This is a genomic window from Oceanibium sediminis, assembly GCF_003265325.1.
Taxonomy (GTDB): domain Bacteria; phylum Pseudomonadota; class Alphaproteobacteria; order Rhodobacterales; family Rhodobacteraceae; genus Halovulum; species Halovulum sediminis.
Window position 1 is genome coordinate 356,578 of the sequence record NZ_QGNX01000001.1, and the last position, 24,919, is coordinate 381,496.

The window sequence follows — 24,919 nt, forward strand, 5'->3', positions numbered from 1 at the left end:
GATACCTCAGAATTGCGGGATCGGCAGGCGCGCGACGGCATCCGCACCCCCGACGTTGTCAAGATAGGCGGCCTCGCTGTCGGCCACGAAGTCCTGCATGTAACGCGCCCAGCCATCGTCCTCGCGGGCGGTGGCGCCATAGGCCTTCAGATGCGCCATGTCCCAGCCATAGGCGTCATGGGCGGTGGTCGGATGCGCGCCCAGAGGGGCGTTGACGACCGCCTGCACCATAGTCCGGTCGAACAGGCTGGATTTCACGGTGTCGGGGTGGCTGACGTCCATCCGGTCGCACAGCGACTCTGTGCTGGCGATCACCTTGTCCGCGGCGCGCGCGATCAGGTTGTCGAAATAGGGGTCCGGCCCGTCGGTCTGCACGTTGCCGAAGCGGTCAGCGCGGCTGACATGCACCAGCGAGACGTCGGTGCGGATCGCGGGCACGGCGACCAGCGCCTCGCCGTCGCCATAGGGCGAGTTCACCATTTTCAGATGCGGATTGTAGGTCAGCACATCGGTGCCGATGCCGATCCGCGTCGGCGCGAAGGGCACACGTTCGGCAGCGGCGCGCAGGCCGATCAGGAACATGCCTTCATCGTATTCGTTGATCTCGACGGCAGCCGCCTCGCGCGCCTTGCGGAAATAGGGCTCCAGCGGGATATGGTCGAGCGAGACGAAACCGTAGATCAGCTTGCGCACCTTGCCGGCGGCGCACAGCATGCCGACCTCGGGTCCACCGAAACCGACCAGGGTCAGATCCTTCAGATCGCTGCGCAGGATCTGGCGCACCAGCGCCATCGGCTTGCGCCGCGCGCCCCATCCGCCGATCCCGATCACCATGCCGTCGCGCAATTCCGCGACGGCATCGGCGAGAGAAGTTTCCTTGTTCATTCCCGTCTCCATTCTTGTCCCGGGCGGCGCACCGCCCCTTGGACCGATACTGCCGCGCGTGGCGGCGGCGTTCATCGTCCAAGGGGACTAAGCAGGAGGATCGGGACGCCTCAGGACAGGAAAGCGTAGCGCTGCAACGCGTCGGCGACGCAGCCGGGCTTCTCGGCACCCTCGATTTCCATGGTCAGGCGCAGCTTGGTCTGTACCGCGTTATCGCCAACGGGCTTGACCTCGAGGATTTCGCCGGTTGCGCGCACACGGCTGCCCACCGGCACCGGCGCGGGGAAGCGCACCCGGTCCACGCCGTAGTTCACGCCCCAGTCAAGGTTGTCGGGCATGAACAGGTCCGGCAGAACCATGTTCGTAAGCGACAGCGTCAAGAAGCCATGGGCGATGGTCTTGCCGAAGGGGCCCTTCGCGGCCCGCTCGGGGTCGACGTGCAGCCACTGGAAATCGCCTGTCGCCTTGGCGAACAGGTCGATCCGCTCCTGGTCGATGGTGATCCACTCGCTGGGGCCGAGGGATGTGCCCACGGCGTCCATCGCTTCTTGTGCGCTCGAGAATCGAAATGTCATGGCGTCCCTCCTCAGGCGCGCTGGCTGGAGACGGAAAGCACCTCTCCGACCATATAGGATGAATAGTCGCTGGCCAGGAACATGATGACGTTCGCCACTTCCCAGACCTCGGCCGCGCGCCCGAAGGCTTCCTGCCCGGCCAGCTTTTCCAGAACTTCCGCCGGAGCGGATTTCGCCAGGAATTCATGCATCGCGATGGAGGGCGCGACGGCGTTGATCCGGATGCCGTGATCCGCCGCCTCAAGCCCCGAGCAGCGGGTCAGCGCCATGACACCGGCCTTGGCGGCGGCGTAATGGGCCTGGCCCTTCTGCGCGCGCCAGCCCAGCACGGAAGCGTTGTTGACGATCGCTCCCTTGCCGCGCGGCATCATCCTGGCAAGTGCTGCACGGGTCATGCGGAAGGTGCCGTTCAGCGTCACGTCCAGCACCTTCAGCCATTCCTCGTCGCTCATCTCGACCACGGGTTTCAGCCCGCCCAGCCCCGCGTTGTTCACCAGCACGTCGATGCCGGACAGCTTTTTGTCAGCGCTTGCGACCAGCGCCTGCACCTGCTCCTCGACGGTGACGTCGCACATCTCGGCCAGCACCGGGATCTCCGGGGCGATGGCCTGCAATTCGGCCTGGGCTTCCTGAAGGCGGCGTTCGTGGATGTCGGCGATCATCAGGGCGCGGGCCCCTTCCTCAACCGCGCGGCGGGCGGTGGCGAAGCCGATACCCTTTCCGGCGGCGGCGGTGATCAGCACCGACTTGTCCTTCAGAAGCCCGTGTCCGGGCACGTATTCGGGGGCGGTCTTCTGGCTCATGCCTTGTCCTTCTTCGCATTGAAATCAGCGGTGCCGCCGGTTTTCACGAAAGCATCGCGCGCGGCTTGGCTGTCGGCCATCAGGTAGGCCTGGGCGGTGAATCCCTGCTCCCAGCGGTATTGGTCCTCAAGGTCTGCCGCCTCGACCCCGTTCAGGGATTCCTTGGCCAGCGCGATCATCACGTCGCTTTTCGCGGCGATCTTCGCGGCCATTTCCATCGCGGTGTCGCGCAGCTTTTCGCGCGGCACGACCGCCTCGATCCCGCCGTAGAGGGCGGCTTCCTCGGCGGTGATGCTGTCGCCGGTGAAATACATCATGCGCACCTTCTGCAATGGCAGCATCCGACCCAGGTGTGCCCCCGCGCCCAGCGCGCCGCGGTCCACTTCGGGGACGCCAAATATGGCGTCCTCGGACGCGATCACGATGTCGGCGGAGCCGCAGATGCCGATGCCCCCGCCCAGCACGTAGCCGTGCGGCGCGGCGATCACCGGCACACGGCCACGATGCAGCGCGCGGAAGGTGTCATAGTTGCCCTTGTTCACGTCGACGATCCGCTCGGGGTGGGCCTGCAGTTCCTTGATATCGACCCCGGCGCAAAAGCCGCGCCCTTCGGCGCGCAGCACGATGACGCGCACGTCCGGATCGGCGTTCACGCGGTCCACCTCGGCGGCCAGCGCGGCCCAGCCGGCGGAGTCCAGCGCGTTCACGGGCGGCGCGTTCAGCACGATTTCCGCGATGTGGTTTTCGATCTGCGTGGTGAATGGCCCGCTCATGCGGTGTCCTCCTTTTCAGTGCCCGGATGGCAGAGGGCGTCGAGCCGCTCCCGCGCTTCCCCGGCGATACGTTCGATCAGGGCGGAGCAGGGCTCCAGCCGGTCAATGACAGCGGCCACCTGCCCCGAGGGCAGCAGCCCGTGCCGTGTGTCGCCCGCGACCAGCCCCTTTTCGACCAGCGTCGGCAGGTTGGGGGCCATCACGGTCGCGGCGAAACCCGCGTCATCCGCATGCATCGACTTCCAGGCGGTTTTCAGCATCTGGCCATAGCCCATACCCTTGCTGCGGCCCCAGGAATGGGCGTGGCGCAGGCTGGCGATCAGCCGGGTGAGGCCGCGCATCTCGTCCAGGCGGCGCAGCTCCTCGTTCTCGATGAAGCGCTGGGGCAGCCCGTCCACCGACTTCGTGACCCGGATCACGGCCGGGTCGCCGGTTTCAAGGTAGCGCGCCAGCGTATCGCGGTGCACGGGGCTGTCCTCGGTCAAAAGGAACCGCGTGCCCATGGCGATGCCGGACGCACCCCAGGCCAGGGCTGCGGCCAGGCCGCGCCCGTCGTGGAAACCACCCGCCGCGACCACCGGCACATCGACCGCGTCCAGCACCTGCGGCAGCAGAAGCGAGGTCGGGACCGAGCCAGTATGCCCGCCGCCCTCGGCCCCCTGGATGGTGATGACGTTCGCGCCCAGCTGCACGGCCTTCACCGCGTGTTTCGCGGCCCCCACGGTGGGCATGCAGGTGATGCCCGCTTCGCGGAACCGCCCGATGGTGGCCGCATCCGGCCCACGGCCATAGCTGACGGCGGCTACGCGGTGCTTCAGGATTTCCTCGATCACCTCGTCGGCATTGGGCTGGAACATGTGGAAGTTGACGCCGAAGGGCCCGTCCGTGGCGGCTTTCACCGCCTCGATCGCGGGGCCGACTTCGCCCTCGCCCATGGTGGCAGCAGCAAGGAAGCCGAAGCCCCCCGCGTTCGTGGTGGCCGCGACCAGCCCCGGATCGGCGACCCAGCCCATCGCGGTCTGCACGATCGGATAGCGGCAGCCGAGCGTTCGTGTCAAAGCGGTTTCCAACCCAGGTACGCTCATGTTCTTCCCTTCTCTTTTGCCCCATCAACCGGAACACGCGCCGCGCCACATCGTCCGAATGGACAAAGGCGCGGCGCAAGGCGTCAATGAAAGACGCGTCCGCCGTTGACCATCAGAACCTGCCCGGTGATGAAACGCGATTTCTCGCTGGCAAGGAACAGGGCGGCGTTGGCGATATCCTCCGGCTCGCACAATTCGCCCAGCGGGATGGCGTTGCGGGCACGCTCATACGCGTCCTTGGGGATACGCTGCATGGCGCGGGTGTTCGTGGGGCCGGGGCAAATCGCGTTGACGTTGACCTTATGGGGACCCAGCTCGCGCGCCAGCGCCCGTGTGAAGCCGAGGACTCCGGATTTCGCCGCCGCGTAGTCCACGGTGCCGATATCGCCGTTGAACGCGCTGTCGGACGAGATCGATACGATCTTGCCCGCGCCCCGCTCTCGCATCCCCGGCACCACCTGGCGCGAGCAGTGGAGCGTGGCGCGCAGCGAAATGCCGATCACGAAGTCCAGCGTCTCCGCCTTGGCGAGGTAGAACTCCGAGTAGTTTTCCCGCGCGGTCTGACCAAGGTTATTGACCAGCGTGTGCACCGGGCCGAAATCCGCCGCGATCCGGGCGAAATGCGCCTCGACGGTGTCGGTGTCCAGCAGGTCGCCCTCAAGCGTCAGGACGCGGCCGCCATGAGCGCGGGCGGCCTCGGCGGTTTCGGCCAGCGCGTCGCCGTCGCGGTCCAGCATCGCCAGGTGTGCGCCCTCGGCGGCGAAGCCCAGCGCGATGGCGCGCCCGATCCCGTGCGCCGCCCCGGTCACCGCCACGATGCTGCCTTCGAATTCCCGTGTCATTCCCTGTTTCCTTTCATGGTGTCATTTCATCGCGGCCAGCAGCGGCAGCACCCCGAAGGACGGATCCCCCGGCCCCGCCTGCCCCGGCGGGCTTCCAGCGGCGAAATCGACCTCCGCGCCCGGATCCGCCTGCAAGTGCCGCGCCCAGTCGAGCACGGTGGTGCGGCGGTAGAACCGCCAGGTCCCGTCGCGCCGCAGGTAATGGTCGAGCGACCGGCTGGAGGTCAGCACGATCCGCCCGTCATGGTGGCGATGCCAGTTCAGCTTGTGCACCTCGCCCTCGGCCCGGTCGCCGTCCAGCGCGAATTGCGTCTGCACCACGTAGTGGACCGTCGCGTCATAGCGGCTTAGCGCGTCACGCACGAAGGCGACATAGGCGTCCGGGCCGCCGGTGAACATTTCGCCGTGGCATTCCTCGGCCTCGTCGTCGTAAAGGCGGCGCAGCAGCGCGAAGTCGCGCCGATCCACGGCGCGGGAATAGGCGGTGAGAAGCCGTTGCAGGCAGTCCACGTCCGCCAGGGCACAGGGGTCACGCCGCGCAAAGCCCATCAGGCAGCCCCGCGGGGTTCACGGGGCATGCCCAGCCCCCGCTCGGCGATGATGTTGAGCTGGATCTCGTTGGTGCCGCCGTAGATCGTCTCGGCCCGCACGAACAGGGCGAGGCTTTGCAGGCGGGCGATTTCCGGGTCTTCCGAACGTACCGCGCCTTCCGCGCCGAGCACCTGCATCGCCAGTTCGCCCAGGGAACGGTGCCAGTTCGACCATTCGTACTTGTAGCCCAGCGCCGCCGCGTCGTTCTGGCCGCTGGCGAGCCCTTCAAGGATGCGCATCGCGCCATGGCGCATGGCCCGCAGCCCCTGCCAGGCCCGGCCCAGCGCGGGGGCGAAGGCGTGCGGATCGGCGCTGTCGCGGGCCAGCGCCGTGATCGCCTGAAGCTCCTGCGCGAAGGCCATCTGCTGACCGAGGGTCGAGATGCCCCGCTCGAACCCCAGCAGGGCCATGGCGATCTTCCAACCCTCGCCCGGTGCGCCCAACACGTCGTCGGCACTGGCGCGGGCGCCGTCGAAGAACACCTCGTTGAATTCCGAGCCGCCGTTGATCTGGCGGATCGGGCGGATGTCGATCCCCGGCTGGTCCAGCGGCATCATCAGGAAGATCAGCCCGTCGCGGCCCGTGGAGCCTTCCTCTGCGCGGGCCAGCACGAAGATCCAGTCCGAGACATGCGCCAGCGAGGTCCATGTCTTCTGCCCGGTCACGAGCCAGTCGCCCGTCTCAGGGTCCTGCCGCGCACGGGTGCGCAGCGCCGCCAGGTCCGAGCCCGCGCCCGGTTCGGAATAGCCCTGCGCCCAGAACACCGTGCCGTCCAGGATGCCGGGCAGGTGACGGGCTTTTTGCGCATCGGTCCCGAAGGCGGCCAGCGTCGGGGCCATCAGCCCCTCGCCGATATGGCCCATGCGGCCGGGTCCGCCGGCGCGGGCGTATTCCTCGTGAAAAGCGACCTGTTCGGCGATGGTCAGGGCGCGCCCGCCCAGGTCCTTCGGCAGGTCCAGGCCGACCCAGCCCCCTTTGGCCAGTTCCGCTTCCCAGTCCTTGCGCAGATCGGTCAGCGCGTCGCCATCGCCCGCGCCGCCCCTGTGGCGCAGCTCGGCGAAGCGCCCGGTCAGCGCGTTCTGCATCCAGTTCGCCACCTCGCGCCGCAGCGGATCGCCCTCGGGCGCATCAGGCAGCACCGGCAGGTCACCCGCCAACAGGGCGCGGCCCAGCGCGGTGACCTGCGCCTCGGGCGCGCCGCAGTCGGCCCGCATCGCCAAGGCGCGCTTGTGGAACAGGTGGGGGCTGTATTCCCAGGTCATGCCCACGCCGCCATGCAGCTGGATCGACTCAGAGGCGGCACGCTCAAGCACCTCCAGCGCGGCGGCCAGCGCGGCTAGGGAGTCCGGCGCGGCCATCGCGTCGCCCTCGTCCCAGGCGGCGGCGGCGGCGTCGATCAGGGCATCCACCGCGTTCAGCGCGACGAACAGGTCCGCCACGCGGTGCTTGATCGCCTGGTAACTGTCGATCCGGCGGCCGAACTGCTTACGCTCGGCGATGTAGGCGCGGGTGATGTCGAACGCCCCGCGCGCCGCGCCGGCCATCTCGGCCGCCGCGCACAGCCGCGCCCGCGCAAGCCCCGCGGCCAGCGCGGCGCCGTCGCCCACCCGCGCCGCGCCCGCGACGCTAAGCCCGTCGAGGCTGAGCCGCCCTACCGGGCGCGTGGCATCGGCGGGACTACGATCCGTGACCGCGCCCGCCAGATCCCCGGAGGACAGCAGGAACAGCGCCACGTCATCACCAAGGCGCGCGGGCACAAGCACCAGGTCCGCCTGCGCCAGGTCGGCGACTGCGGCGACCGCCCCCGTCAGGACGAAACCGTCACCATCGGCCTGTGCCGTCACGCCCGGCACCGGGTCCGCGCCAAGGGGCGCCGCCAGCGCCATCGCCGCGCGCGCGCCTTCGCCCGCGATCCGGGCCAGCGCGGCGTCTCGCACCCCGCCTTCGGGCGCGGCGGCAAGGGTCTGGCCGACGAGGCCGACGGTCGACAGGAAGGGCACCGGGCACAGCACGCGGCCCAGTTCCCGCAGCGCGATGCTCAGCGCGCGCATGTCCGCGCCAAGGCCGCCCTGCGCCTCGGGCAGGCCGATCCCGGTGAACATCAACTCGCCCGCGAGCGCCTGCCACAGCGCCTCACCTTCGGCCTGCCCCTCGGACTGGCGCATCGCCGCCTCTACCCCGCCCAAGCGGGCCAGGAAGCGGCCAAGCTCCTCGCGGATCATGCGGTGTTCTTCGGGGCTGTCCATCGTCATTCGCGTCCCTCGTCCTGGTTTCGCGCCATGTTCACCCCCGCGCGCCGGGGCGCACATCGTCCGAATGCGGGATGGAAAGCACCGCGCGCCGCGCCAGCCTGCCCCCACCTGGAACGGAGGTATCATGACAGACACCCTTGAAACCCGCCTGCGCGCCATCGAGGACAGGCTCGCCATCGCCGATATCATCGCCGGATACGGGCCGGCGGCGGATGCGCTGGACGAGGCGAGCCTCGGCGCGGACTGGGCCGAGGACGCGACCTATACCGCGGGCGAACACCGTTTCGAGGGGCGCGCGGCAATCGCCGGGATCACCGGCTACGCCACGCATCAAGGCTACGTCGCGCAGGGCTGCGCCCATGTCCTTGGCCCCCACCGGATCGAGGTTGACGGCGACACCGCCACCGCGCGCGGCCATTCGGTGGTGTTCCTACACGACGCCCCCGGCTGGCGCGCCGAAAGGGTCAGCGCCAACCTCTGGCATTTCGCACGCACCCCTGAAGGGTGGCGCATCACCGGACGTGAAAACCGCCTGCTGAACGGGGACGCGGCGGCGCACGCCCTGCTCGCCCGCCCCTGAGCGCCGCTCAGCCCGCGAGCGAGCCGCCATCGACCACCGTCACCGTCCCGGTGACAAAACAAGCGTCATTGGAGGCAAGGTAGGCATAGGTTCCGGCCAGGTCCTTTGGCGCGGCGCCATCCTCCATGCCGCCCAGCTTGACCGGGTGGAACGACAGTTCCGGGCGCGCGCCCTCCACCGGGGCAAGGCCCGCGCCGATGCTGGTGCGCACGCGCCCTGGCGCGACCGCGTTTACCCGGATGCCCAGATGCGCCAGTTCCGCGCCAAGGCTTTGGGTCAGCGTGATGATCCCGCCCTTCGCAGCCGCATAGGCGGCGGCATAGGCGATGCCCTGCACCCCGGCGGTGGAAGCGGTGTTGACGATCACGCCCCGGCTCTCGCTCAGCGCGGGCAGCGCCGCCTGGCACGTCTCGAACACCGAGGTCAGGTTGATGCGCAGCATCCGCTCCCAGTCGCTGGCCGTCATCTGGGCGAAATGCGCCCGGTGATAGGCGCCCGCCACGTTGATCAGCCCGTCAAGCCCGCCCGCCTGCTGCACCGCCGCCTCGACCATCTCGGCAGAAGCGCCGGGCACTGCCGCGTCATAGGTGTGGCACGCCGCCCCGCCCGAGATCATCGCGGCGGTCTGCTCCATCCCATCTGCGTCACGGTCAGCCAGCAGCAGGGCCGCACCCTCATCCGCCAGGCGCAGCGCCACCGCGCGCCCGATCCCGGCAGCAGCGCCCGTAACCAGCACTGTCTTTCCCTCGAACCTTTGCATTTTCTGCCCTCTTCCTTCCTTGCAAGTCCCTCGCGGCGTAACGCGCGCCACGGCCCCCTCCGGCCCGACCCTCACACCGGGGAGGGGCGCGGAAATACCCTTTTCGGACGATGCGCCGTCCCTTTCCCGGCGCGAGGGTCGGGCGGGATTCACAACGAAAGGCGCACCAAGATGACAGAGCAGAGCGACATCCTCGCCCGGCTGGACCGCCTCGAATCGCGGGAGGAGATCCGCCAGCTTGCCTCCAAGTACGCGCTGGCGCTGGACATGCGCGACATGGATGCGATGGCCGGGCTGTTCCCCGAGGACGTGGCCGCTGGCAAGGGGCGCACCGGGCGTCAGGCCCTGCGCGACTGGCTGTCCGAGACCATGCGAAAGCAGTTCGACGGCACCTCTCACCACGTGGGCACCCAGATCATCGAGTTCATCGACGCCGACACCGCCGAAGGCATCGTCTACTCCAAGAACGAGCATGAGACGGGGGCGGAGTGGGTCATCATGCAGATGATGTACCACGACCGGTACGAGCGTATCGCAGGGCGCTGGTATTTCCGCCGCCGGGTGCCGCTCTACTGGTATGCCACCGACCTGAACAAGCCCCCCATCGGGCAGCGCAAGATGCGCTGGCCCGGGCGTGAGCCCTATTCGGGAAGCTGGCACGACCTGTTCCCCAGCTGGCGCGCCTTCTGGGACGCCCAGCCCGAGGGCTCCCCCGCGGTCCCCGAACCCGCCCCGCTGGAGGAATTCATCAAGACTATGCGAAAGGGAAACGATGTCCACTCTGTCCGCGTCCGCTGAGGCGCCCGATCTCACCCGCCTGTTCGCCCCGGCCACGGTGGCCGGGCTTTCCCTGCGTAACCGCGTCGCCATGGCCCCGATGTCGCGCTATTTCAGCCCCGGCGGCATTCCCGGCGCGGATGTGGCGGAATACTACCGCCGCCGCGCCGCCGCCGGTGTCGGCCTGATCCTGAGCGAGGGCACCTATATCCCCCACGCCTCGGCCCACAGCTATGAAAACGTGCCCGTGTTCGGGGGCGACCCCGCGCTCGCCGGCTGGAAAGCGGTGATCGAGGCGGTGCACTCCGCGGGCGGTCTGATGTTCCCCCAGCTCTGGCACACCGGCAGCTTCCGCACCTCCGGCATGGCGCCGGACCCGTCGCTGCCGGGCCTTGGCCCCTCGGCGAACACCAACGCCTTCACCGGGGCCGAGGAACCCACCCGCCCCATGACCGAGGCCGAGATCGCCGACGTGATCGCCGCCTACGCGCAGGCCGCCGGGGACGCGCAGCGCCTTGGCTTTGACGGGGTCGAGGTGCACGGCGCGCATGGCTACCTGATCGACGAGTTCCTCTGGTCCGTCACCAACCGCCGCACCGACGGTTGGAACGGCGACCGGCGCGAACGCACGCGCTTTGCGTGCGAGGTCATCCGCGCGATCCGCGACGCGGTTGGCCCGGACTTCCCGATCAGCTTCCGCTTCTCGCAGTGGAAACAGCAGGACTACAAGGCAAAGCTGGGCGACACGCCGCAGGAACTGGGCGAGGTGCTGGAACCCCTGGCCGAGGCGGGGGTGACGCTGCTGCACTGCTCCACCCGCCGGATCTGGGAACCGGCCTTCCCCGAGGAGTCGGACATGACCATGGCGGGCTGGGCCAAGAAGCTGACCGGCCTGCCGACCATCGCCGTCGGCGGCGTGGGCCTTGACCGTCCGGGCCTGAACACCGCCGGCGCGGCATCGCTGGACGTGGTCGCCAGCCCGCTCGAGCGGGGCGAGTTCGACATCCTCGCCGTCGGCCGCGCCCTGCTGGCCGACGCCCACTGGGTGGAAAAGGCCGAAGCCGGGCGGTTGGACCAGATGATCGGCTATGACAAGGCGATGCTGGACCGGCTGGACTGACGGCGCGCAAGCTTGTGACCTGAACAAATGCCTGGGGCTGGCATCGCTGCCAGCCCTTTGCCTGCCTCGGGGGGAAGGTGATATCTCCGGCGCCTGGGGCAAGTTTGCGGACCTGGAGGTCGTTCCAGGTTCTGGACGCAAATCGACGCGACCGGCTCCATGCAGACATCCGTACTTCGTGCAACGAATGGCGGCTTCGAGCCGCCATTCGCTAATCGTCAGTCTACCGCTTTGTTAAAGTCCGGCCTGCGCGTTCTGGAGATACGCCATAGAGGTTACCACGTCGACCTTTCTGCTTGTCCCTTTGGTGACACAGCCAAATCGGCTCGAAACGCCGCCTTGGGACACTGCATGGAGAGCATGGTGACGAAAGGAGTCTGCCCAGTCAGGGATATGCGGTGGTAGGAATTGCCCGTGTTATTCCATTCCTTCCACGATCGAATCTCCACACGCATCAGCCACTTCCGAGCGATACTTTTCGCTAACATTGTCGACCCAGCCAGCCTCAACCACGAAGTTGTCCCGCTGCCACCTCGATTCTTCCTTCAATAAGGCGATCTGTTCCGGCTCTTGTTCGGCCTTGACGACGCAGAGCGGTGTGAACGCCTGAACGACGGCAGCTTCCGCGCTGGCGGTCTGCATCTGGGTCGCCGCTCCGCCGGTCACCCATCCACCCCAGTAAAATCCGACAACAATCGCGACGATGGCGCCACCGACGGCACCCCAGAGTGCGGGTTTCGTAGCTTCGGGAATATTCATTTCTGATCCTCGTTCCTGTAAGATTCCGGCCGTGAAGGACCTGCCTGCAACGACGGGATTTTTTGGGGGGCAGAATGCATCCCGCCCTCTGCCGTGAGAGGTACGAAGAAAACAACTCGATCACACGACTGTTAATCGCGTTTCTGATGACCACGCGCGCGAGGCCAATCACAGTCTTTTTAGTTGCAAAGATGAAACGACAGCTCCAGCGATGCTGCGGTTTCCCGATAAGATGCCCCGGGAAACGACCCTGACTGCAATAATTTGGTTCGGTCTGCCTTGAAAGGTGACGACTTCGCGAAGTCCGGTTCATCGGCCCATGACCGCAGCAACAGAACGCCTGCCGACCCCTACGCCAGCCATCCGGCAGAAGCGAAAAGCAATCGCGCACTTGCTGCGAAAGTTCAAAATTCCGCATAGCTGACACCTGCGCGGGCCGCAGCGAAGTACCGCTCCGCGCCCAAATCGACCAATACCGCGTTCAAGCCGAAAGTTCGAATTGGCCTCGAAGCGGCCGATGGCAATATGAAAACCCTAACCCAAGGCTGCACCAACGCCCGCAAAGGGCCGGAGATCACAGCCACTGCTTCTTTGCTTTCATCCCCAAAAGCAAACGGCCGGGCAATGCCCGGCCGCCTTTGTTCCCGTTCAGGGCGTTCAGTCACATTGCAGACGCTCGGTCAGGCCGTCTTCGCGCGGGGCATAGGCCTTGTTGGTCACGACCATCGCCTCGGAAGAGGGCAGGAAGTGGGTCTGGTCGTTGGCCGCGAAGGTGCCGAGCATGTTCTCGATCTCGGCGGCGTTCGCCTCGATCCAGGCGGCGACCTTGTCACCGTCGGTCGAGCCCGAGCCCTCGATCGCGGCCTTCAGGACGAAGGGTTCCACGTAGTAGGGCGACAGGGCCGAGCTGCCGCCAAGGCGCGACAGGTCGGACACGGTTTCCTTCGCCTTGGCGTCGAACTTCGCGTAGAGCGATTCACCGACCGGATCGCCGGGGCAGTAGCTCATGCCTTCGAACTGTACGGAGTAGACGTTGTTGAACGCCTCCACGCCCAGGATCTCGGCGTTGCCCACGGCGAAGTTCGTCGTGGTCAGGCTGCCCAGCACGGGCACGTTCCAACCGATTTCATCGCGGTTCTGCAGGAACTTGCGCGCATCGTCCCCCAGCGAGTTGATGATGAGCACACCCTCGGCCCCGCTGGAGCGAAGCGAGAAGAGCTGCGGCGTCATATCCTCGGTGCGGAAGGCGAATTCCTGGATTGCCGTGGGCTCGATACCCTTCTCGGCCATGTAGTCCTCGATCTCCTGCACGGCGGCCTTGGACATGCCGCCGTTGTCCGAGATGATGGCCAGCTTCGTCAGGTTCAGCTCGTTGATCGCGTACTCGATGTTCGCGATCATCTGGTTGAGGCCCGTGGGCGAGTTGGAGAAGTGGTAGGGCGCGGCTTCCGGCGTCAGCGTCGCCGAGGCGGCGGTCGTGATCTGCGGGATGTTCGCGGCGGTGGTCACGGCCGTCACGGGAATGGTTTCCTGGCTGGTGACCGGGCCGACCATGGCGTCGATCTGCTCGTTCTCGACCAGGCGGCGCGCCTCGCTGACCGCGTGGGTCGGGTCGGTCATGGTGTCGGCCAGGACGAATTCGACCTGCTTGCCGGCGATGCCGCCCGCGGCGTTGATGTCGTCGATCGCCATCTGCCAGCCGATTTCAGCCACCCGCCCGATGGACGCGCCCGCGCCGGTGATCGAGACCATGCCGCCGATCTTGATCGTGTCGCCGTCCTGTGCCGCAGCACCCGTCGCGATCAGCGCGGTGGCCGCCACTGTTGCAAGCCATTTGGCCTTCGTTTGCATCGTATTCCTCCTCTTGCCAGTTATTTGACCCAAGCTTGGGTACATACCGCCCCCCCGACACCGTCCGATCGGACCATGCCAGCGGCGGAATCATCGATATTGGCTCACGAAATCAGGATTCCGCTGTCCACCGGCAGGATGTGCCCGGTGGTGCGGGCCGAATCCTCGGACGCCAGGAACAGGGCCGCGCGGGCCACGTCTTCCGGCGTGGCCAGGCCCAGAAGGTGGGCCTTGCGCTGGTCTTCCAGGTGGGGTTCGGTGTCGAAGAAATGCAGCACCCGCTCGGTGCCGACCGCGCCGGGGACCAGCGTGTTAACGCGAATCCGGTCCGGCGCGAATTCCACCGCCATGGACCGGCCCAGCGCGATCACCCCGCCCTTGGCGGCGGTATAGGCATCGCGGTTGACGATCCCCATCGCGCCCACGATGGACGAGGTGTTGATGATCGAGCCGCCGCCCCGCGTCTTCATGTGCGGAATCGCATAGCGGCAGGTCTGCCAGGTCCCGAACAGGTCCACGCGCATGCAGCGCCAGAACTCCGCCTCGGGCGCTTCGGTCAGGGGGCCGTCGTCCCCGCTGGAGCCGCCGGCGTTGTTGTAGAGCACGTCCAGCCCTCCGAAGCGCGCGACCACCGCGTCGATCATGGGGGAGACTTCCTCAGGGGCGTCGAAATCCAGTTTGAAGAAGGCCGCCTCGCCGCCCGCCGCCGCGATCTCGTCCACCACCGCCGCGCCACGCTCGGCGCTGCGCCCGGCGACGGCGATGCGCGCGCCTTCGGCTGCGAACAGCTTCGCCGCACAGGCCCCGATCCCCGAGGTCGCCCCGGTGATCAGCGCCACCTTGCCTTCCAGCCGTCCCGCCATGCCGCCGCTCCTTTTCCCGTTCGTGCCATTGGCGGGCATGGTATGGGGGGCAAACGGCGCGGCATCGTCCGAGCGGACGATCCCAACGTGGTGCAATGGGCATCGGCCGCGCGGTACCCTAGTCCCGCCGGACGATGCGCCCCGCGCGGCCCGAGGCCAGTGTCCGCGCAAAATTCGAGAAGGAAGACCAAGGTGGAAACGTTCAACCGCATCCTCAACCGCAATCTGGCTCTTGTCCCCGACCGGACCTTTCTGATCGCTGGTGACACGCGGCTGACCTATGCCGAGTTCGGACGCCGAACCGCGCAACTCGCGCATGTTCTGCGGGACGCCGGGGTAAAGCCGGGGGATCGTGTCGGGCTGTACCTGCCAAGCACGCCGCTGATGGCGATTGCCTTCTGGGCCTGCCAGCGCCTTGGCGCGGTGCCCGCCCCCCTCAGCGCCATGTTCCGCGCCAGTGAGCTCAGCGCGGTTCTGGGCCGCAGCCGCATTTGCGCGCTTGTCGTGGATGCCTCCAGCGCGGCGGAGTTCGCGCCGATCAAGGGCGACTTCCCCGACCTGACCCTGCTTGCCCCTGCCGGGGCGCTGGAGGGTGCGCTGGATATCGATGCCGCCATGGCGGCTGCCCCCGATACCTTCGCGGATCACGAGCAGCAGTTGCACGACCCCTCGGCGCTGTTCTTCACCTCCGGCACCACGGGTACGCCCAAGGCGATCGAGCAGACGCATTTCACCACCGTCAGCAGCCTGCGGGACATGATGGTCAGCCATGGCGCGCGCTATGGGCAGGAAACCTACCTCTGCGCGGTGCCGCTGTTCACCAACTTCGGCCTGACGGTCACGCTGAACCTGTGCCTCTACACCGGCGGCACGCTGGTCCTGCACGAACGCTGGAACACTGAGCGCGTGCTGGAGGATATCGCCCGCCACAAGGCCACCTACTTCGGCGGCACACCCACGATGTACGTCTACATGGTCGGTGTCTTCGATGCGGAAAAGCACGACCTGTCGTCCCTGCGGGTCTGCACCACGGGCGGCGCACCGGTGCCCCAGCCGATCATCCGCAAGTTCGAGGAACTGGCAGGCGCGCGTGTGAGCCAGGTCTACGGCGCGACGGAAACCTGCGGCCAGAACGTGATCGAACCGGTGCGCGGACCGCGCCGCGCCGGGGCGGCGGGCCTGCCCGTCGGCTCCTCCGTCATCACCATCGTCGGCGAGGACGGCACCCCCCTGCCCCAGGGCGAGGTGGGCGAGGTCGTCATCGGCGGGGACTGCGTGTCGCTCGGCTATGCCGACGACGCGAAGGCCACGGCGGAAAGCTTCGGCCCGCGCGGCTGGCTGTCAGGCGACCTCGGGTTCCTGGACGAGGACGGGTTCCTTTTCATCGTGGACCGCAAGAAGGACGTGATCATCACCGGCGGGCACAACATCTACCCGCTTGAAGTGGAAAGCGTGCTCTACCGCCAGGGCGGCGTGTCGATCTGCGCCGTGGTCCCCGCCCTGGACGAGGCGAAGGGCGAAATCCCGGTCGCCATCGTGGTGCCCCTCCCCGGCGTAACGCTGGACGAGGAGATGCTGCGCACCCATTGCCGCGCCCACCTGGCCGCCTACAAGGTGCCGCGCCGGTTCGAGTTCATCGACACCATGCCGGTGGAAGCCGCCAAGATCCGCAAGCGCGACCTGGTGGACGCGCTGCGCGCCGACAACCTGGACAAGTACCGCAACTGAGCGAAAAGGGCGGCGGCGCGCTCAGCGCCCGCCGTCGCCTTCACCATCCTAATCGGGGATGCGGATGACATCCCCAGCCGCGCCCATCACGGACCAGCCGCCATCCACCGGCAGCACGACGCCCGTGACGTAGGACGCCCAATCAGACAGCAGGAACGCCACGGCACGTGCCATCTCGTCCGGCAGGGCCAGGCGTTGCAGGGGGGTGTGGCGCTCGATCTCGTCGAAATCGACGGCCTTGCGGTCCATCAGGTCCTGCACCATCGGCGTGCGGGTGTAGGCAGGCGCAATGGCGTTCACGCGCACGCCGGACGGCCCCCAGTCACAGGCCAGCGCCTTGGTCAGATGGTCCACGCCCGCTTTGCTGACGCCATAGGCGGAACGCCCCGGAAACGCGCTGATCCCCACGATGGAGGAGATGTTGACCATCGCCCCCTTGCCCGCCGCCAGCATCGCCGGGGCCGCCGCGCGGCACATGTGATAGGTGCCCCGCAGGTTGACGTCGAGGATATGGCTCCACCGGTCCGGATCATATTCATGGGCGGGCTGGAAGGCATCCGCGATCCCCGCCGCGTTTACCAGCAGGCTGACGGGGCCGAGCGTTTCGGCGGTTTCGGCGACCATGGTCTCGGCCGCCTTTGCGTCGCTGACATCGCCATGCACCGCCGCTTGCGCGCCGGTGCGCTCCTTGGCGGCGGCAAGCGCCTCTTCGTTACGGTCCGCCAGCGCCACCTGCGCGCCAAGGGCGGCAAGGCGTGTGGCGATTGCCTCTCCGATCCCGCTGGCGCCGCCCGTGACAAGGGCCGTCCGTCCGTCAAATCGAAGGGGCATATCGCTCATCTGTCCGGGTCCTTTCCGTCCGCCTCATCGGCCTTGAAATGCGCATCCGGCGTCCATTCGGCAGCGGGGCGTCGGTGCAGCGCCATGTAGTAATCCGCAACCCGATCAGGGTCATAGGGCGTCCCCGCCGCCATCGTGCCGTGGATCGCCACGGTGGAGACCTGCACGCCCAGCGGGCCCAGCTCCAGCGCCAGCGAATGGCCAAGACTGCGCAGGGCAGCCTTCCCGAGGGATACCGCCCCCCATTCGATCCAGGGACCGAAGGCCAGGACGCCGCCGGTCAGCAGGATCGTACCGCGCCCGCGCTCGATCATGCCGGGCGCAACATGCCGCGCCGCGCTGAGCGCGCCTTCGACATTGGTGCGAAAACTCTCGGTCAGCGCGGCGGCGTCCATCGGCGCGCCGCGCGCCTTCCAGCCCGGCGCGCTGGAGTATTCCGCCTTCTCGATCCCGGAAGGAGTCACGAAGCGCGACGGCTCCACGATGGCGGCGTTGTAAATCAGCACCTCCGGCGCGCCGTTCGTCGCCTGAAGCCGGTCCATCGCCGCTGCAAGGCTTGCGGGGTCTGCGGCATCGCCAACCGCCCCGGTGCACGCAAGCCCCTCACCGGCCAGCGTTTCCGCGTAGCCGCTCACCGCCTCGGCGCGGCGGGCGACGAAACCCGTCGCCAGCCCGGCCCGGGCTGCGGCGCGGACAAGCGACAGGCCCAGCGTTGGGCCCGCCCCGATCACGACGGCAGCACTCACTGCGCGGCCTCTTCCTTTGGCTCGGCGGCCGGTGCGCCCAGCTCGGCCTCGCGCCGGCGTTCGGCGCGGCGGCCCAGCCAGCTTTCCGCCGTGCCGACAACGCCCTGTCGCAGGAACAGCACGCACAACACGAAGGCCGCGCCCTGCACCACGATCACCCAAGCGCCGAACTCCGCGAACTCACGCTGCAGCGTCACCACGATGGCCGCGCCCACGACCGGGCCAAGGATCGTGCCGACCCCGCCGATCAGCGTCATCAGCAGCGCATCCGCCGAGGTCATGAAGTGCACGTCCGTCAGCGAGGCGATCTGGAACACGATCGCCTTCATGCCCCCCGCGACACCCGCCAGCATGGCCGAGATCGTGAAGGCCACCAGCTTGAAGCGATCCGCCGAGTAGCCGAGCGAGACCGTCCGCTGGTTGTTGTCGCGGATCGCGCGCAGCACCTGCCCGAAGGGCGAGCGCAGCAGGCGATAGATGAACGCGAAGCACAGCAGGAACACGGTCAGCACGAAGAAGTACATCGTCATCGTGTCGTTCAGGTCGATCAGGCCGAACAGCTTGCCCCGCGGCACGGACTGGATGCCGTCCTCGCCATGGGTCCACTCGGCCTGCACCGCGTAGAAGGACACGATCTGCGCCAGCGCCAGCGTGATCATCGCGAAGTACAGCCCCTGCCGGCGGATCGCCAGCCAGCCGAACAGCGCGCCGATGGCCGTGGCCAGCGCCGTACCGCCGAGGATCGCGAGTTCAGGCGACCAGCCCCAGACGGCGGCGATATGCGCCGCGCCATAGGCGGCCGCCCCGAAGAAGGCCGCGTGCCCGAAGGCCAGCAGGCCGAGGTAGCCGAACACCAGGTTGTAGGCACAGGCGAACAGCGCGAAGCACAGGATCTTCATCGCGAAGACGGGATAGACCAGGTAGGGCAGCACGATCCCGACGATTGCCAGCACAGGGATCCACAGGCGGCCGTTTTCCAGGATGCTCTCACGCCGCGCCGTGGTGATGTCCGCCCCCGAATGGGCCGAGGTGTCCTTGCCGAACAGCCCCTGGGGCCGCAGGATCAGGACCAGCGCCATGCAGATGAAGATCACGGTCGAGGACGCCTCGGGCCAGAACACCTTGGTCAGACCCTCGATGATGCCAAGGCCGATGCCGCTGACGATGGCCCCCGCGATGGAGCCCATACCCCCGATCACAACGATCGCGAAGATGATGACGATCACCGACTGGCCCATCTGCGGGCTGACCTGGTAGATCGGCGCCGCCATGACGCCGGTCAGCCCCGCAAGGCCCACGCCGAAGGCATAGGTCAGCATCAGCATCCGCGGCACGTTGATGCCGAAGGCGCGCACCAGGTCGGGGTTTTCCGTCGCGGCGCGCAGGTAGGCGCCAAGGCGGGTGCGCTCGATCACCACCCAGGTGGCGATACAGACGACCAGCGCGGCCACGATGACCCAGACGCGATAGATCGGCAGGAACATGAAGCCCAGGTTCACGCCACCCTTCAGCGCGTCCGGCACGCCGTACTGCTGGCCCGCCGCGCCGAATTTCACGTTGAACAGCCCTTCGATCACGAAGGCCAGACCCACGGTCAGCAACAGCCCGTAGGCATGTTCGAGGTCATAGACCTTGCGGATGAACAACCGCTCGGTCAGCGCCCCGATGGCCGCCACCGCCGGCGGCACCAGGATCAGCGCCCACCAGTAGCCGAGCGAGGGCAGCCCGAGGCCCGGGAACAGTTGCGGCAGGCTGGCCAGGAACCAGGCCCCGAATGCGCCCAGCATGTACTGCGCGCCATGCACGAAGTTCCCGATGCGCAGCATCCCGAAGATGATCGCCACGCCCATGCTCATCATGGCGTAGAACAGCCCGTTGATCAGGCCGATCAGAACCTGCCCAAACAGCAGTGCGGGGGGGACTCCCAGAAGTTCGGTCATGTCAGGCCCTCAGATAGCTTTCGATGCGTTTACCGTCTTTTTCGATCCCGGCGCGGTCCATCTGGTCGATGACCTGTCCATGCTCGACGACGTAGTGACGGTCCGCCAGCCGCGCGGCGAAACGGTAGTTCTGCTCCACCAGCACCACGGTCAGGCCGCGCGCCTTCATGGCCTTCACCACCTCGGCGATCTGCTGGACGATGACCGGGGCCAGCCCCTCTGTCGGTTCGTCCAGCAGCAGGATGTCGGCGCCGGTGCGCAGGATGCGGGCGATGGCCAGCATCTGCTGCTCGCCCCCCGACAGTTTCCCGCCAGAGCTGCGCCAGCGTTCCCGCAGGTTGGGGAACAGGCTCAGCAGCTCGTCCTCGGTCATGCCGCCGGGCTTGACGACCGGGGGCAGGTGCAGGTTCTCGGCCACGGACAGGCTGGCGAAGATGCCCCGCTCTTCCGGGCACCAGGCCAGGCCGCGCCGGGCGATCTTTTCCGGGCTTTGGCCGAGGATTTCCTCGCCGTGCAGGCGCACGCTGCCGCTGGAGCGGCGCATCAGCCCGACGATGGTGCGCAGGGTGGTGGATTTGCCCGCGCCGTTGCGCCCCAGAAGCGAGACGACCTCGCCCCGGCGGACCTCGAAATTCATGCCGTGAAGGGCCTGGCTTTCGCCATACCACGCCTTCAGATCGGACACTTGCAGAACGGTTGAGTCAGTCAATGTCGTCCCCGATGTAGGCCTCGATGACCGCCGGATCGGCGGCGATGGACTTGTAGTCGCCCTCGGCCAGGATCTTGCCCCGCGCCAGAACGGTGATGCGATCCGCCAGTTCGGCGACCACGGAAAGATTGTGCTCGACCATCAGGATGGTCCGGTTCTTCGCCTGCTCTGCGATCAGCTCGCTGATCCGCACGACGTCCTGCTGGCCAAGGCCGGCCATCGGCTCGTCCAGCAGCATCAACTCGGGGTCCAGCGCCATGGTCGTAGCGAATTCCAGCGCCCGCTTGCGCCCGTAGGACAGGCCCGCGGCGGGACGGTCACGCCAGTCCAGCAGGCCGACGGAATCGAGCAGCTCGTCCACCCGGTCCGCCAGGTTGTCCAGCACGCTGTCCGCCCGCCAGAACGAAAAGGACAGACCCGTGGGACGCTGCAAGGCGATGCGCACGTTTTCGGCCACGGTCATCCGCCCGAAGATCGCCGAGATCTGGAACGAGCGCACCATCCCCTGCCGCGCAACGTCGGCGGGCTTGGTGTTGGTGATGTCCCGCCCGTTGTAGAAGATCTGCCCCTCGGACGGATCGAGGAACTTCGACACCAGGTTGAACACCGTGGTCTTGCCCGCGCCGTTGGGCCCGATCAGCGCGTGAACCGAGTTCCGCGCCACGGTCAGGTCGACCCCGTCGACAGCGGCAAAGCCGCCGAAACGGCGCACCAGGCCGCGGGTCTCTATGATCGCATCTTGTGTCATCACACTCCTTCCACCAATACGCCCCGCCCGAGCGAGGCCCGCTCGCGCATTGGCACCAGGTCCTGGTAGGCCTTCGAGTGATAGAAATCGCGCGCCGCCTCATAGCTCGGGAATTCCACCACCGACAGGCTTGCCGGGGTCCAGTCGCCTTCCAGCGGCTCGATCCGGCGGCTGGCCATCACGAACCGCCCGCCCGCCGCTTCCATCACCGGCCCCGCGACGGCCCGGTATTCGTCCCACGCCTCCGGATCGGTGATTTCTATGTCGAATACAAGATATCCGGCCATCGCCGTGCCTCTCACTCATGCATGCCCAAGGCAAAGCCCTGGCTATCGCCGGAACCGCCCCGACGTCAGAAGAAAAAAATGCCCCCCGACCGCATCACGGCCGAGGGGCGTCCTGGGGAGGAATTAGTTGCTGGCGGTGACCAGCGGGCAGGCGGAGGCGCTGAGCGGCTGGAACGCCTCATCAGCCGGAACCGTCGCCTCAAGGCGGAAGTATTCCTGCGAGTCGCCCACCTCGTCCGCGTCGCGGACTTCCAGCAGGTACATGTCATGCACCAGGCGGCCGTTGGGGCGCAGCTCACCGCTTTTCACGAACATGTCGTCCAGGTCCGCGCCCTGCATGGCCTGGAAAACCGCGTCCGGGTCATCGCTGCCGGCGGCCTGCACCGCGTTCAGGTAGGCGGTCGCGGCGGAATAGTTGCCGGCGGCCACCCAGCCCGGCGCGTTGCCGGTGATGTCCTTCATCCGCTCACCGAAAGCGCGGGACTCGTCGTCCTGCGTCCAGAACCACGGCGCGGCGAACTGGATGCCCTGCAGCGACTCGGCCCCGATGGAGCGTGCGTCGGACTGGTGCAGGAAGGTCACCGCGACCCGCTGGCCCATGTCGATCAGGCCGAATTCCTGGATCTGCTTCAGCGCGTTGATCAGCTCGGACCCGTTCAGGTTCACCTGGATCACATCCGCGCCGGAGGCCTGCGCCTGAAGGATGAAGGACGAGAAGTCGGTGGTGCCCAGCGGCGCGGCGACCTTGCCGACCACCTCGCCGCCGCCATTGGCGACAGCGGTTTCCACCCAGCTCGACATGACCTTGCCGGCCTCGTAGTCGGGGGAGAGGATGAAGAACTTCTCGAAACCCTTGTCGAGCTGCGCGTTCACCGCCGTTCCCACGGTCGAATAGGCGTCATAGGCCCAGGCCAGCACGTGGCCGTTGCAGTCCGCTTCGGTCGGGCGATCGGTCAGCGGAGAGATGAAGATCCCCATCTTCTCGCTCTCGCCGATCAGCGTGTTCAGCCCCAGCGCGATGGCGGAGTTCGGTACGTCCAGGATCAGGTCCACGCCCTGCGTGTCCAGCCACTCGCGCGCGATGGACAGCGCGACGTCCGGCTTGTTCTGGTGGTCCGCCGAAACGAACTCGATCGGCTGGCCCAGGACCTCTCCGCCGAAGTCCGCGATGGCGAGCTTGACCGCCTCGACCGCCTCGGTCCCGCCGAGCGCGGAGAACGACGTGCTCTGGTCGTTCAGAACGCCGATCTTGACGACTCCGTCGGCGGCGAAAGCGCCGCCCACGGTCAGGGCGAGCACGGCAGCACTGGCAAAAAGGTTCTTCATGGTTTCCTCCGGTCTGATGGCCAGGTTCGGGTTTTGCGGTTTTCCGGCCTTTGACTTCACCCTGTCAGCCAACCCTCGAACCGGCATCGTCCAAAGGGACTAACGCCAGCGGGGCCCCAAGCTCAAGCGCTAGTCCTAGGCCATATGGACGATGAGCCCGCCGCCCCCCGCGCTCAGGGTGGCGCTTGCCAGGCGCGCCCGGCGAAACATGCCGGCGCGCGCGTGTAAGGAATGGAGGCTTTCAGCATGAAACAACGAATACTCATCGTGGGCGGGACCGGCATGATCGGTGGCCACGCGGCGATGCAACTGGCGGCGGAAGGCCATTCGGTCACGTTGGGCGCACGCAACCCGGTCACCCCGGCGACGCCGATGGCCGGAATGCCGATCCTGTTCGGCGACTATTCCGATGGCGGTTTCGATAACGCTGACCTGGCGCAGTTCGACTCGATCGTCTTCGCGGCGGGGAACGACATTCGCCACATCCCGAAGGACGTGGACGAAGACGCCTTCTGGCAGCGCACGCAGATCGGCGGCGTGCCCGATTTCGCCGAACGCGCCAAGCGCGCCGGCGTGCGCCGTTTCGTGCAGCTCGGCAGCTATTACCACCAGTTGCGCCCGGACATCGCCGAGCATGACGCCTATGTCCGCGCACGGAAACTGGCGGACGAGGGCGCGCGTGCGCTGGCGGACGACAGCTTCAACGTCTGCACACTGAACCCACCCTCGATCGTCGGCGCACTGCCCGGCATCCCGGCCAAGCGTTACCAGATCCTGGCCGATTGGGGCCGTGGCAAGATGCCTGAGATCGGCGCATGGGCCCCTCCGGGCGGCACCAACTACATGTCCGTGAAATCGCTGGTTCAGGCGATTTCGGGCGCGCTCAGCAATGCCGAAAGCGGCAAGGCCTACCTGATCGGGGACGAGAACCTGAGCTTCCGCGATTTCTTCCAGATGGTGTTCGACGCCGTGGGCAGCGACCAGACCGTGGAAACGCGCGATGAAGAGCACCCGCTGCTGCCGGATCGCTTCATCGTGCAGGGCCGGGGCAACACCCTGTCCTACGAGCCGGACCCCGCCGAGACGGCGCTTCTGGGCTATGACCGCGGCGATATCGCCCGCGCCGTGCGTGAAGTCGTCGGCATCGCCGAGAAGGAAGGGGCAGCGGCATGAGCACCCTTGAAAACGAAACCTCGCTGCTGGGTCTTGCCGGCAAGGTCGCCCTGATCACCGGCGGCGGCGCGGGGATCGGGCGCGCCACGGCGGAACTGTTCGCCCGCGCCGGAATGCGCGTCGCCGTGGCCGAGATCGACGCCGAGCGTGTCGCTGACACGACCGCCACGCTGAAGGACCTGGGCTCGGACGCGCTGGTGATACAGGCGGACGTGCGCGACAAGGCCGACGTCGCCCGCATCATCGACACGATCCGCGAGCGTTATGGCCGCCTCGACGTGCTGATGAACAACGTGGGCGATTTCCTGCGCTACAAGTCCTACTTCGTCGATTCGACCGAGGACCAGTGGGAAGACCTGCACCAGATCAACCTGATGCACATCTTCCGCGTCACCAAGGCGGCGATCCCGCTGATGCAGGAAACCGGCGGCGGCAGCATCATCAACGTCTCCACGGTCGAGGCGTTCCGGGGCATTCCGATGACCGTGGTCTATTCCGCCTACAACGCGGCGATCACCGGCTTCACGCAAAGCCTGTCGGTGGAGCTTGGCCAGGACCGGATCCGCGTCAACGCCATCGCGCCGGAGACGACAGATTCCGCGCAGATCACCGCGAAGTCGCGGGTGCCGGCGGAAAACCGGGGCGACATGGAACGCTGGTTCCCGCTCGGGCGCTTCGGGCTCGGCTCGGATTCCGCCGGGGCGGCGCTTTTCCTCGCGTCGGATACGCTGTCGGGCTGGGTCACGGGCCAGACGATCATGGTGGACGGCGGCGTGATGACCGCCGGGGCCTGGATGCGCCTGCCCGACGGGCGCGAATGGACCCACCTGCCGATCATCGAATGCGACGGCTACACGCCGAGCAAGCTGCGCGGCGCCAAGGACTGAGCAGCACCCGGCCTGTCCC

The 24,919-nt window shown here is 67.3% G+C and carries 25 protein-coding genes; 6 read left to right on the plus strand and 19 right to left on the minus strand.

Translation table 11 applies throughout. The annotated features are described in order from the left end of the window. Nucleotides 1-6 precede the first annotated feature (6 nt). The 8 genes from DJ029_RS01775 to DJ029_RS01810 all read right to left on the minus strand — a co-directional run bounded on the left by DJ029_RS01775 (nucleotide 7) and on the right by DJ029_RS01810 (nucleotide 7,806). A complete protein-coding gene (locus DJ029_RS01775; protein ID WP_112320606.1) occupies nucleotides 7-885 on the minus strand; it encodes a CoA transferase subunit A in 879 nt (292 codons plus the stop codon). A 110-nt stretch (nucleotides 886-995) separates the two neighbouring features. Next, nucleotides 996-1,460, minus strand: coding sequence for a MaoC family dehydratase (locus DJ029_RS01780; protein WP_112320607.1), 465 nt, complete (start codon nucleotides 1,458-1,460; stop codon nucleotides 996-998). Nucleotides 1,461-1,471: 11 nt separating this feature from the next. Beyond that, on the minus strand, nucleotides 1,472-2,263 hold the full coding sequence (locus tag DJ029_RS01785) for an SDR family oxidoreductase (RefSeq protein WP_112320608.1): 792 nt from the start codon (nucleotides 2,261-2,263) through the stop codon (nucleotides 1,472-1,474). Next, nucleotides 2,260-3,036 carry an enoyl-CoA hydratase family protein gene (locus tag DJ029_RS01790; RefSeq protein WP_112320609.1) on the minus strand — a complete coding sequence of 259 codons (777 nt, stop codon included), beginning with the start codon at nucleotides 3,034-3,036 and terminating at the stop codon, nucleotides 2,260-2,262. The genes DJ029_RS01785 and DJ029_RS01790 overlap by 4 nt, the downstream gene beginning before the upstream one ends. Beyond that, entirely contained in the window at nucleotides 3,033-4,121 is a 1,089-nt protein-coding gene (locus DJ029_RS01795; RefSeq protein WP_112320610.1) for an NAD(P)H-dependent flavin oxidoreductase, read from the minus strand. Before DJ029_RS01795 ends, DJ029_RS01790 begins: the two co-directional genes overlap by 4 nt. 83 nt (nucleotides 4,122-4,204) lie before the next feature. After that, complete coding sequence (locus DJ029_RS01800) at nucleotides 4,205-4,963, minus strand: SDR family NAD(P)-dependent oxidoreductase (protein WP_112320611.1); 759 nt, start codon at nucleotides 4,961-4,963, stop codon at nucleotides 4,205-4,207. A 21-nt stretch (nucleotides 4,964-4,984) separates the two neighbouring features. Beyond that, nucleotides 4,985-5,512 carry a nuclear transport factor 2 family protein gene (locus tag DJ029_RS01805; RefSeq protein ID WP_112320612.1) on the minus strand — a complete coding sequence of 176 codons (528 nt, stop codon included), beginning with the start codon at nucleotides 5,510-5,512 and terminating at the stop codon, nucleotides 4,985-4,987. Further along, nucleotides 5,512-7,806, minus strand: coding sequence for an acyl-CoA dehydrogenase family protein (locus DJ029_RS01810; RefSeq protein WP_198671025.1), 2,295 nt, complete (start codon nucleotides 7,804-7,806; stop codon nucleotides 5,512-5,514). Before DJ029_RS01810 ends, DJ029_RS01805 begins: the two co-directional genes overlap by 1 nt. 124 nt (nucleotides 7,807-7,930) lie before the next feature. On the opposite strand from DJ029_RS01810, the gene DJ029_RS01815 reads away from it, so the two are divergent. Next, a complete protein-coding gene (locus DJ029_RS01815) occupies nucleotides 7,931-8,386 on the plus strand; it encodes a nuclear transport factor 2 family protein (protein WP_157966228.1) in 456 nt (151 codons plus the stop codon). Between the two features lie 7 nt (nucleotides 8,387-8,393). Here DJ029_RS01815 and DJ029_RS01820 read toward each other — a convergent pair whose 3' ends face one another. Then, entirely contained in the window at nucleotides 8,394-9,146 is a 753-nt protein-coding gene (locus DJ029_RS01820; protein ID WP_112320614.1) for an SDR family NAD(P)-dependent oxidoreductase, read from the minus strand. 171 nt (nucleotides 9,147-9,317) lie between these two features. Between DJ029_RS01820 and DJ029_RS01825 the strand changes: the two genes are divergently transcribed. Next, nucleotides 9,318-9,944, plus strand: a complete 627-nt coding sequence (locus DJ029_RS01825; protein ID WP_112320615.1) for a nuclear transport factor 2 family protein — start codon at nucleotides 9,318-9,320, stop codon at nucleotides 9,942-9,944. Then, on the plus strand, nucleotides 9,919-11,043 hold the full coding sequence (locus DJ029_RS01830; protein WP_112320616.1) for an NADH:flavin oxidoreductase: 1,125 nt from the start codon (nucleotides 9,919-9,921) through the stop codon (nucleotides 11,041-11,043). Before DJ029_RS01825 ends, DJ029_RS01830 begins: the two co-directional genes overlap by 26 nt. Before the next feature lie 417 nt (nucleotides 11,044-11,460). Here DJ029_RS01830 and DJ029_RS01835 read toward each other — a convergent pair whose 3' ends face one another. The 3 genes from DJ029_RS01835 to DJ029_RS01845 all read right to left on the minus strand — a co-directional run bounded on the left by DJ029_RS01835 (nucleotide 11,461) and on the right by DJ029_RS01845 (nucleotide 14,516). Then, entirely contained in the window at nucleotides 11,461-11,802 is a 342-nt protein-coding gene (locus DJ029_RS01835; RefSeq protein WP_112320617.1) for a hypothetical protein, read from the minus strand. Between the two features lie 657 nt (nucleotides 11,803-12,459). Beyond that, the gene (locus DJ029_RS01840; RefSeq protein ID WP_112320618.1) at nucleotides 12,460-13,653 is read right to left on the minus strand and encodes an ABC transporter substrate-binding protein; all 1,194 of its coding nucleotides are present in this window, start codon (nucleotides 13,651-13,653) and stop codon (nucleotides 12,460-12,462) included. A 104-nt stretch (nucleotides 13,654-13,757) separates the two neighbouring features. Further along, complete coding sequence (locus tag DJ029_RS01845) at nucleotides 13,758-14,516, minus strand: SDR family NAD(P)-dependent oxidoreductase (protein WP_112320619.1); 759 nt, start codon at nucleotides 14,514-14,516, stop codon at nucleotides 13,758-13,760. A 192-nt stretch (nucleotides 14,517-14,708) separates the two neighbouring features. On the opposite strand from DJ029_RS01845, the gene DJ029_RS01850 reads away from it, so the two are divergent. Then, nucleotides 14,709-16,244: a class I adenylate-forming enzyme family protein gene (locus DJ029_RS01850; RefSeq protein WP_112320620.1), complete on the plus strand. Its 1,536-nt coding sequence runs from the start codon at nucleotides 14,709-14,711 to the stop codon at nucleotides 16,242-16,244. Between the two features lie 48 nt (nucleotides 16,245-16,292). Here the strand turns inward: DJ029_RS01850 and DJ029_RS01855 are convergent, their stop codons facing one another. The 7 genes from DJ029_RS01855 to DJ029_RS01885 all read right to left on the minus strand — a co-directional run bounded on the left by DJ029_RS01855 (nucleotide 16,293) and on the right by DJ029_RS01885 (nucleotide 22,840). Further along, on the minus strand, nucleotides 16,293-17,084 hold the full coding sequence (locus tag DJ029_RS01855; RefSeq protein ID WP_112320621.1) for an SDR family NAD(P)-dependent oxidoreductase: 792 nt from the start codon (nucleotides 17,082-17,084) through the stop codon (nucleotides 16,293-16,295). Then, nucleotides 17,081-17,830 (minus strand): SDR family NAD(P)-dependent oxidoreductase, encoded by a 750-nt coding sequence (locus DJ029_RS01860; RefSeq protein WP_112320622.1) that lies wholly within the window; start codon nucleotides 17,828-17,830, stop codon nucleotides 17,081-17,083. The genes DJ029_RS01855 and DJ029_RS01860 overlap by 4 nt, the downstream gene beginning before the upstream one ends. Next, complete coding sequence (locus tag DJ029_RS22450) at nucleotides 17,827-19,770, minus strand: ABC transporter permease (protein ID WP_112320623.1); 1,944 nt, start codon at nucleotides 19,768-19,770, stop codon at nucleotides 17,827-17,829. The genes DJ029_RS01860 and DJ029_RS22450 overlap by 4 nt, the downstream gene beginning before the upstream one ends. 1 nt (nucleotide 19,771) lies before the next feature. Next, nucleotides 19,772-20,407: an ABC transporter ATP-binding protein gene (locus DJ029_RS01870; protein ID WP_112321304.1), complete on the minus strand. Its 636-nt coding sequence runs from the start codon at nucleotides 20,405-20,407 to the stop codon at nucleotides 19,772-19,774. A 64-nt stretch (nucleotides 20,408-20,471) separates the two neighbouring features. Beyond that, nucleotides 20,472-21,227 (minus strand): ABC transporter ATP-binding protein, encoded by a 756-nt coding sequence (locus DJ029_RS01875; protein WP_112320624.1) that lies wholly within the window; start codon nucleotides 21,225-21,227, stop codon nucleotides 20,472-20,474. Further along, nucleotides 21,227-21,514 carry a DUF1330 domain-containing protein gene (locus tag DJ029_RS01880; RefSeq protein WP_112320625.1) on the minus strand — a complete coding sequence of 96 codons (288 nt, stop codon included), beginning with the start codon at nucleotides 21,512-21,514 and terminating at the stop codon, nucleotides 21,227-21,229. The genes DJ029_RS01875 and DJ029_RS01880 overlap by 1 nt, the downstream gene beginning before the upstream one ends. Nucleotides 21,515-21,637: 123 nt before the next feature. Further along, nucleotides 21,638-22,840, minus strand: coding sequence for an ABC transporter substrate-binding protein (locus tag DJ029_RS01885; protein ID WP_112320626.1), 1,203 nt, complete (start codon nucleotides 22,838-22,840; stop codon nucleotides 21,638-21,640). Between the two features lie 246 nt (nucleotides 22,841-23,086). Between DJ029_RS01885 and DJ029_RS01890 the strand changes: the two genes are divergently transcribed. Both DJ029_RS01890 and DJ029_RS01895 read left to right on the plus strand, forming a co-directional pair. Then, the gene (locus DJ029_RS01890; RefSeq protein WP_112321305.1) at nucleotides 23,087-24,013 is read left to right on the plus strand and encodes an NAD-dependent epimerase/dehydratase family protein; all 927 of its coding nucleotides are present in this window, start codon (nucleotides 23,087-23,089) and stop codon (nucleotides 24,011-24,013) included. After that, nucleotides 24,010-24,900, plus strand: a complete 891-nt coding sequence (locus tag DJ029_RS01895) for an SDR family NAD(P)-dependent oxidoreductase (RefSeq protein ID WP_198671026.1) — start codon at nucleotides 24,010-24,012, stop codon at nucleotides 24,898-24,900. Before DJ029_RS01890 ends, DJ029_RS01895 begins: the two co-directional genes overlap by 4 nt. Nucleotides 24,901-24,919 lie beyond the last annotated feature (19 nt).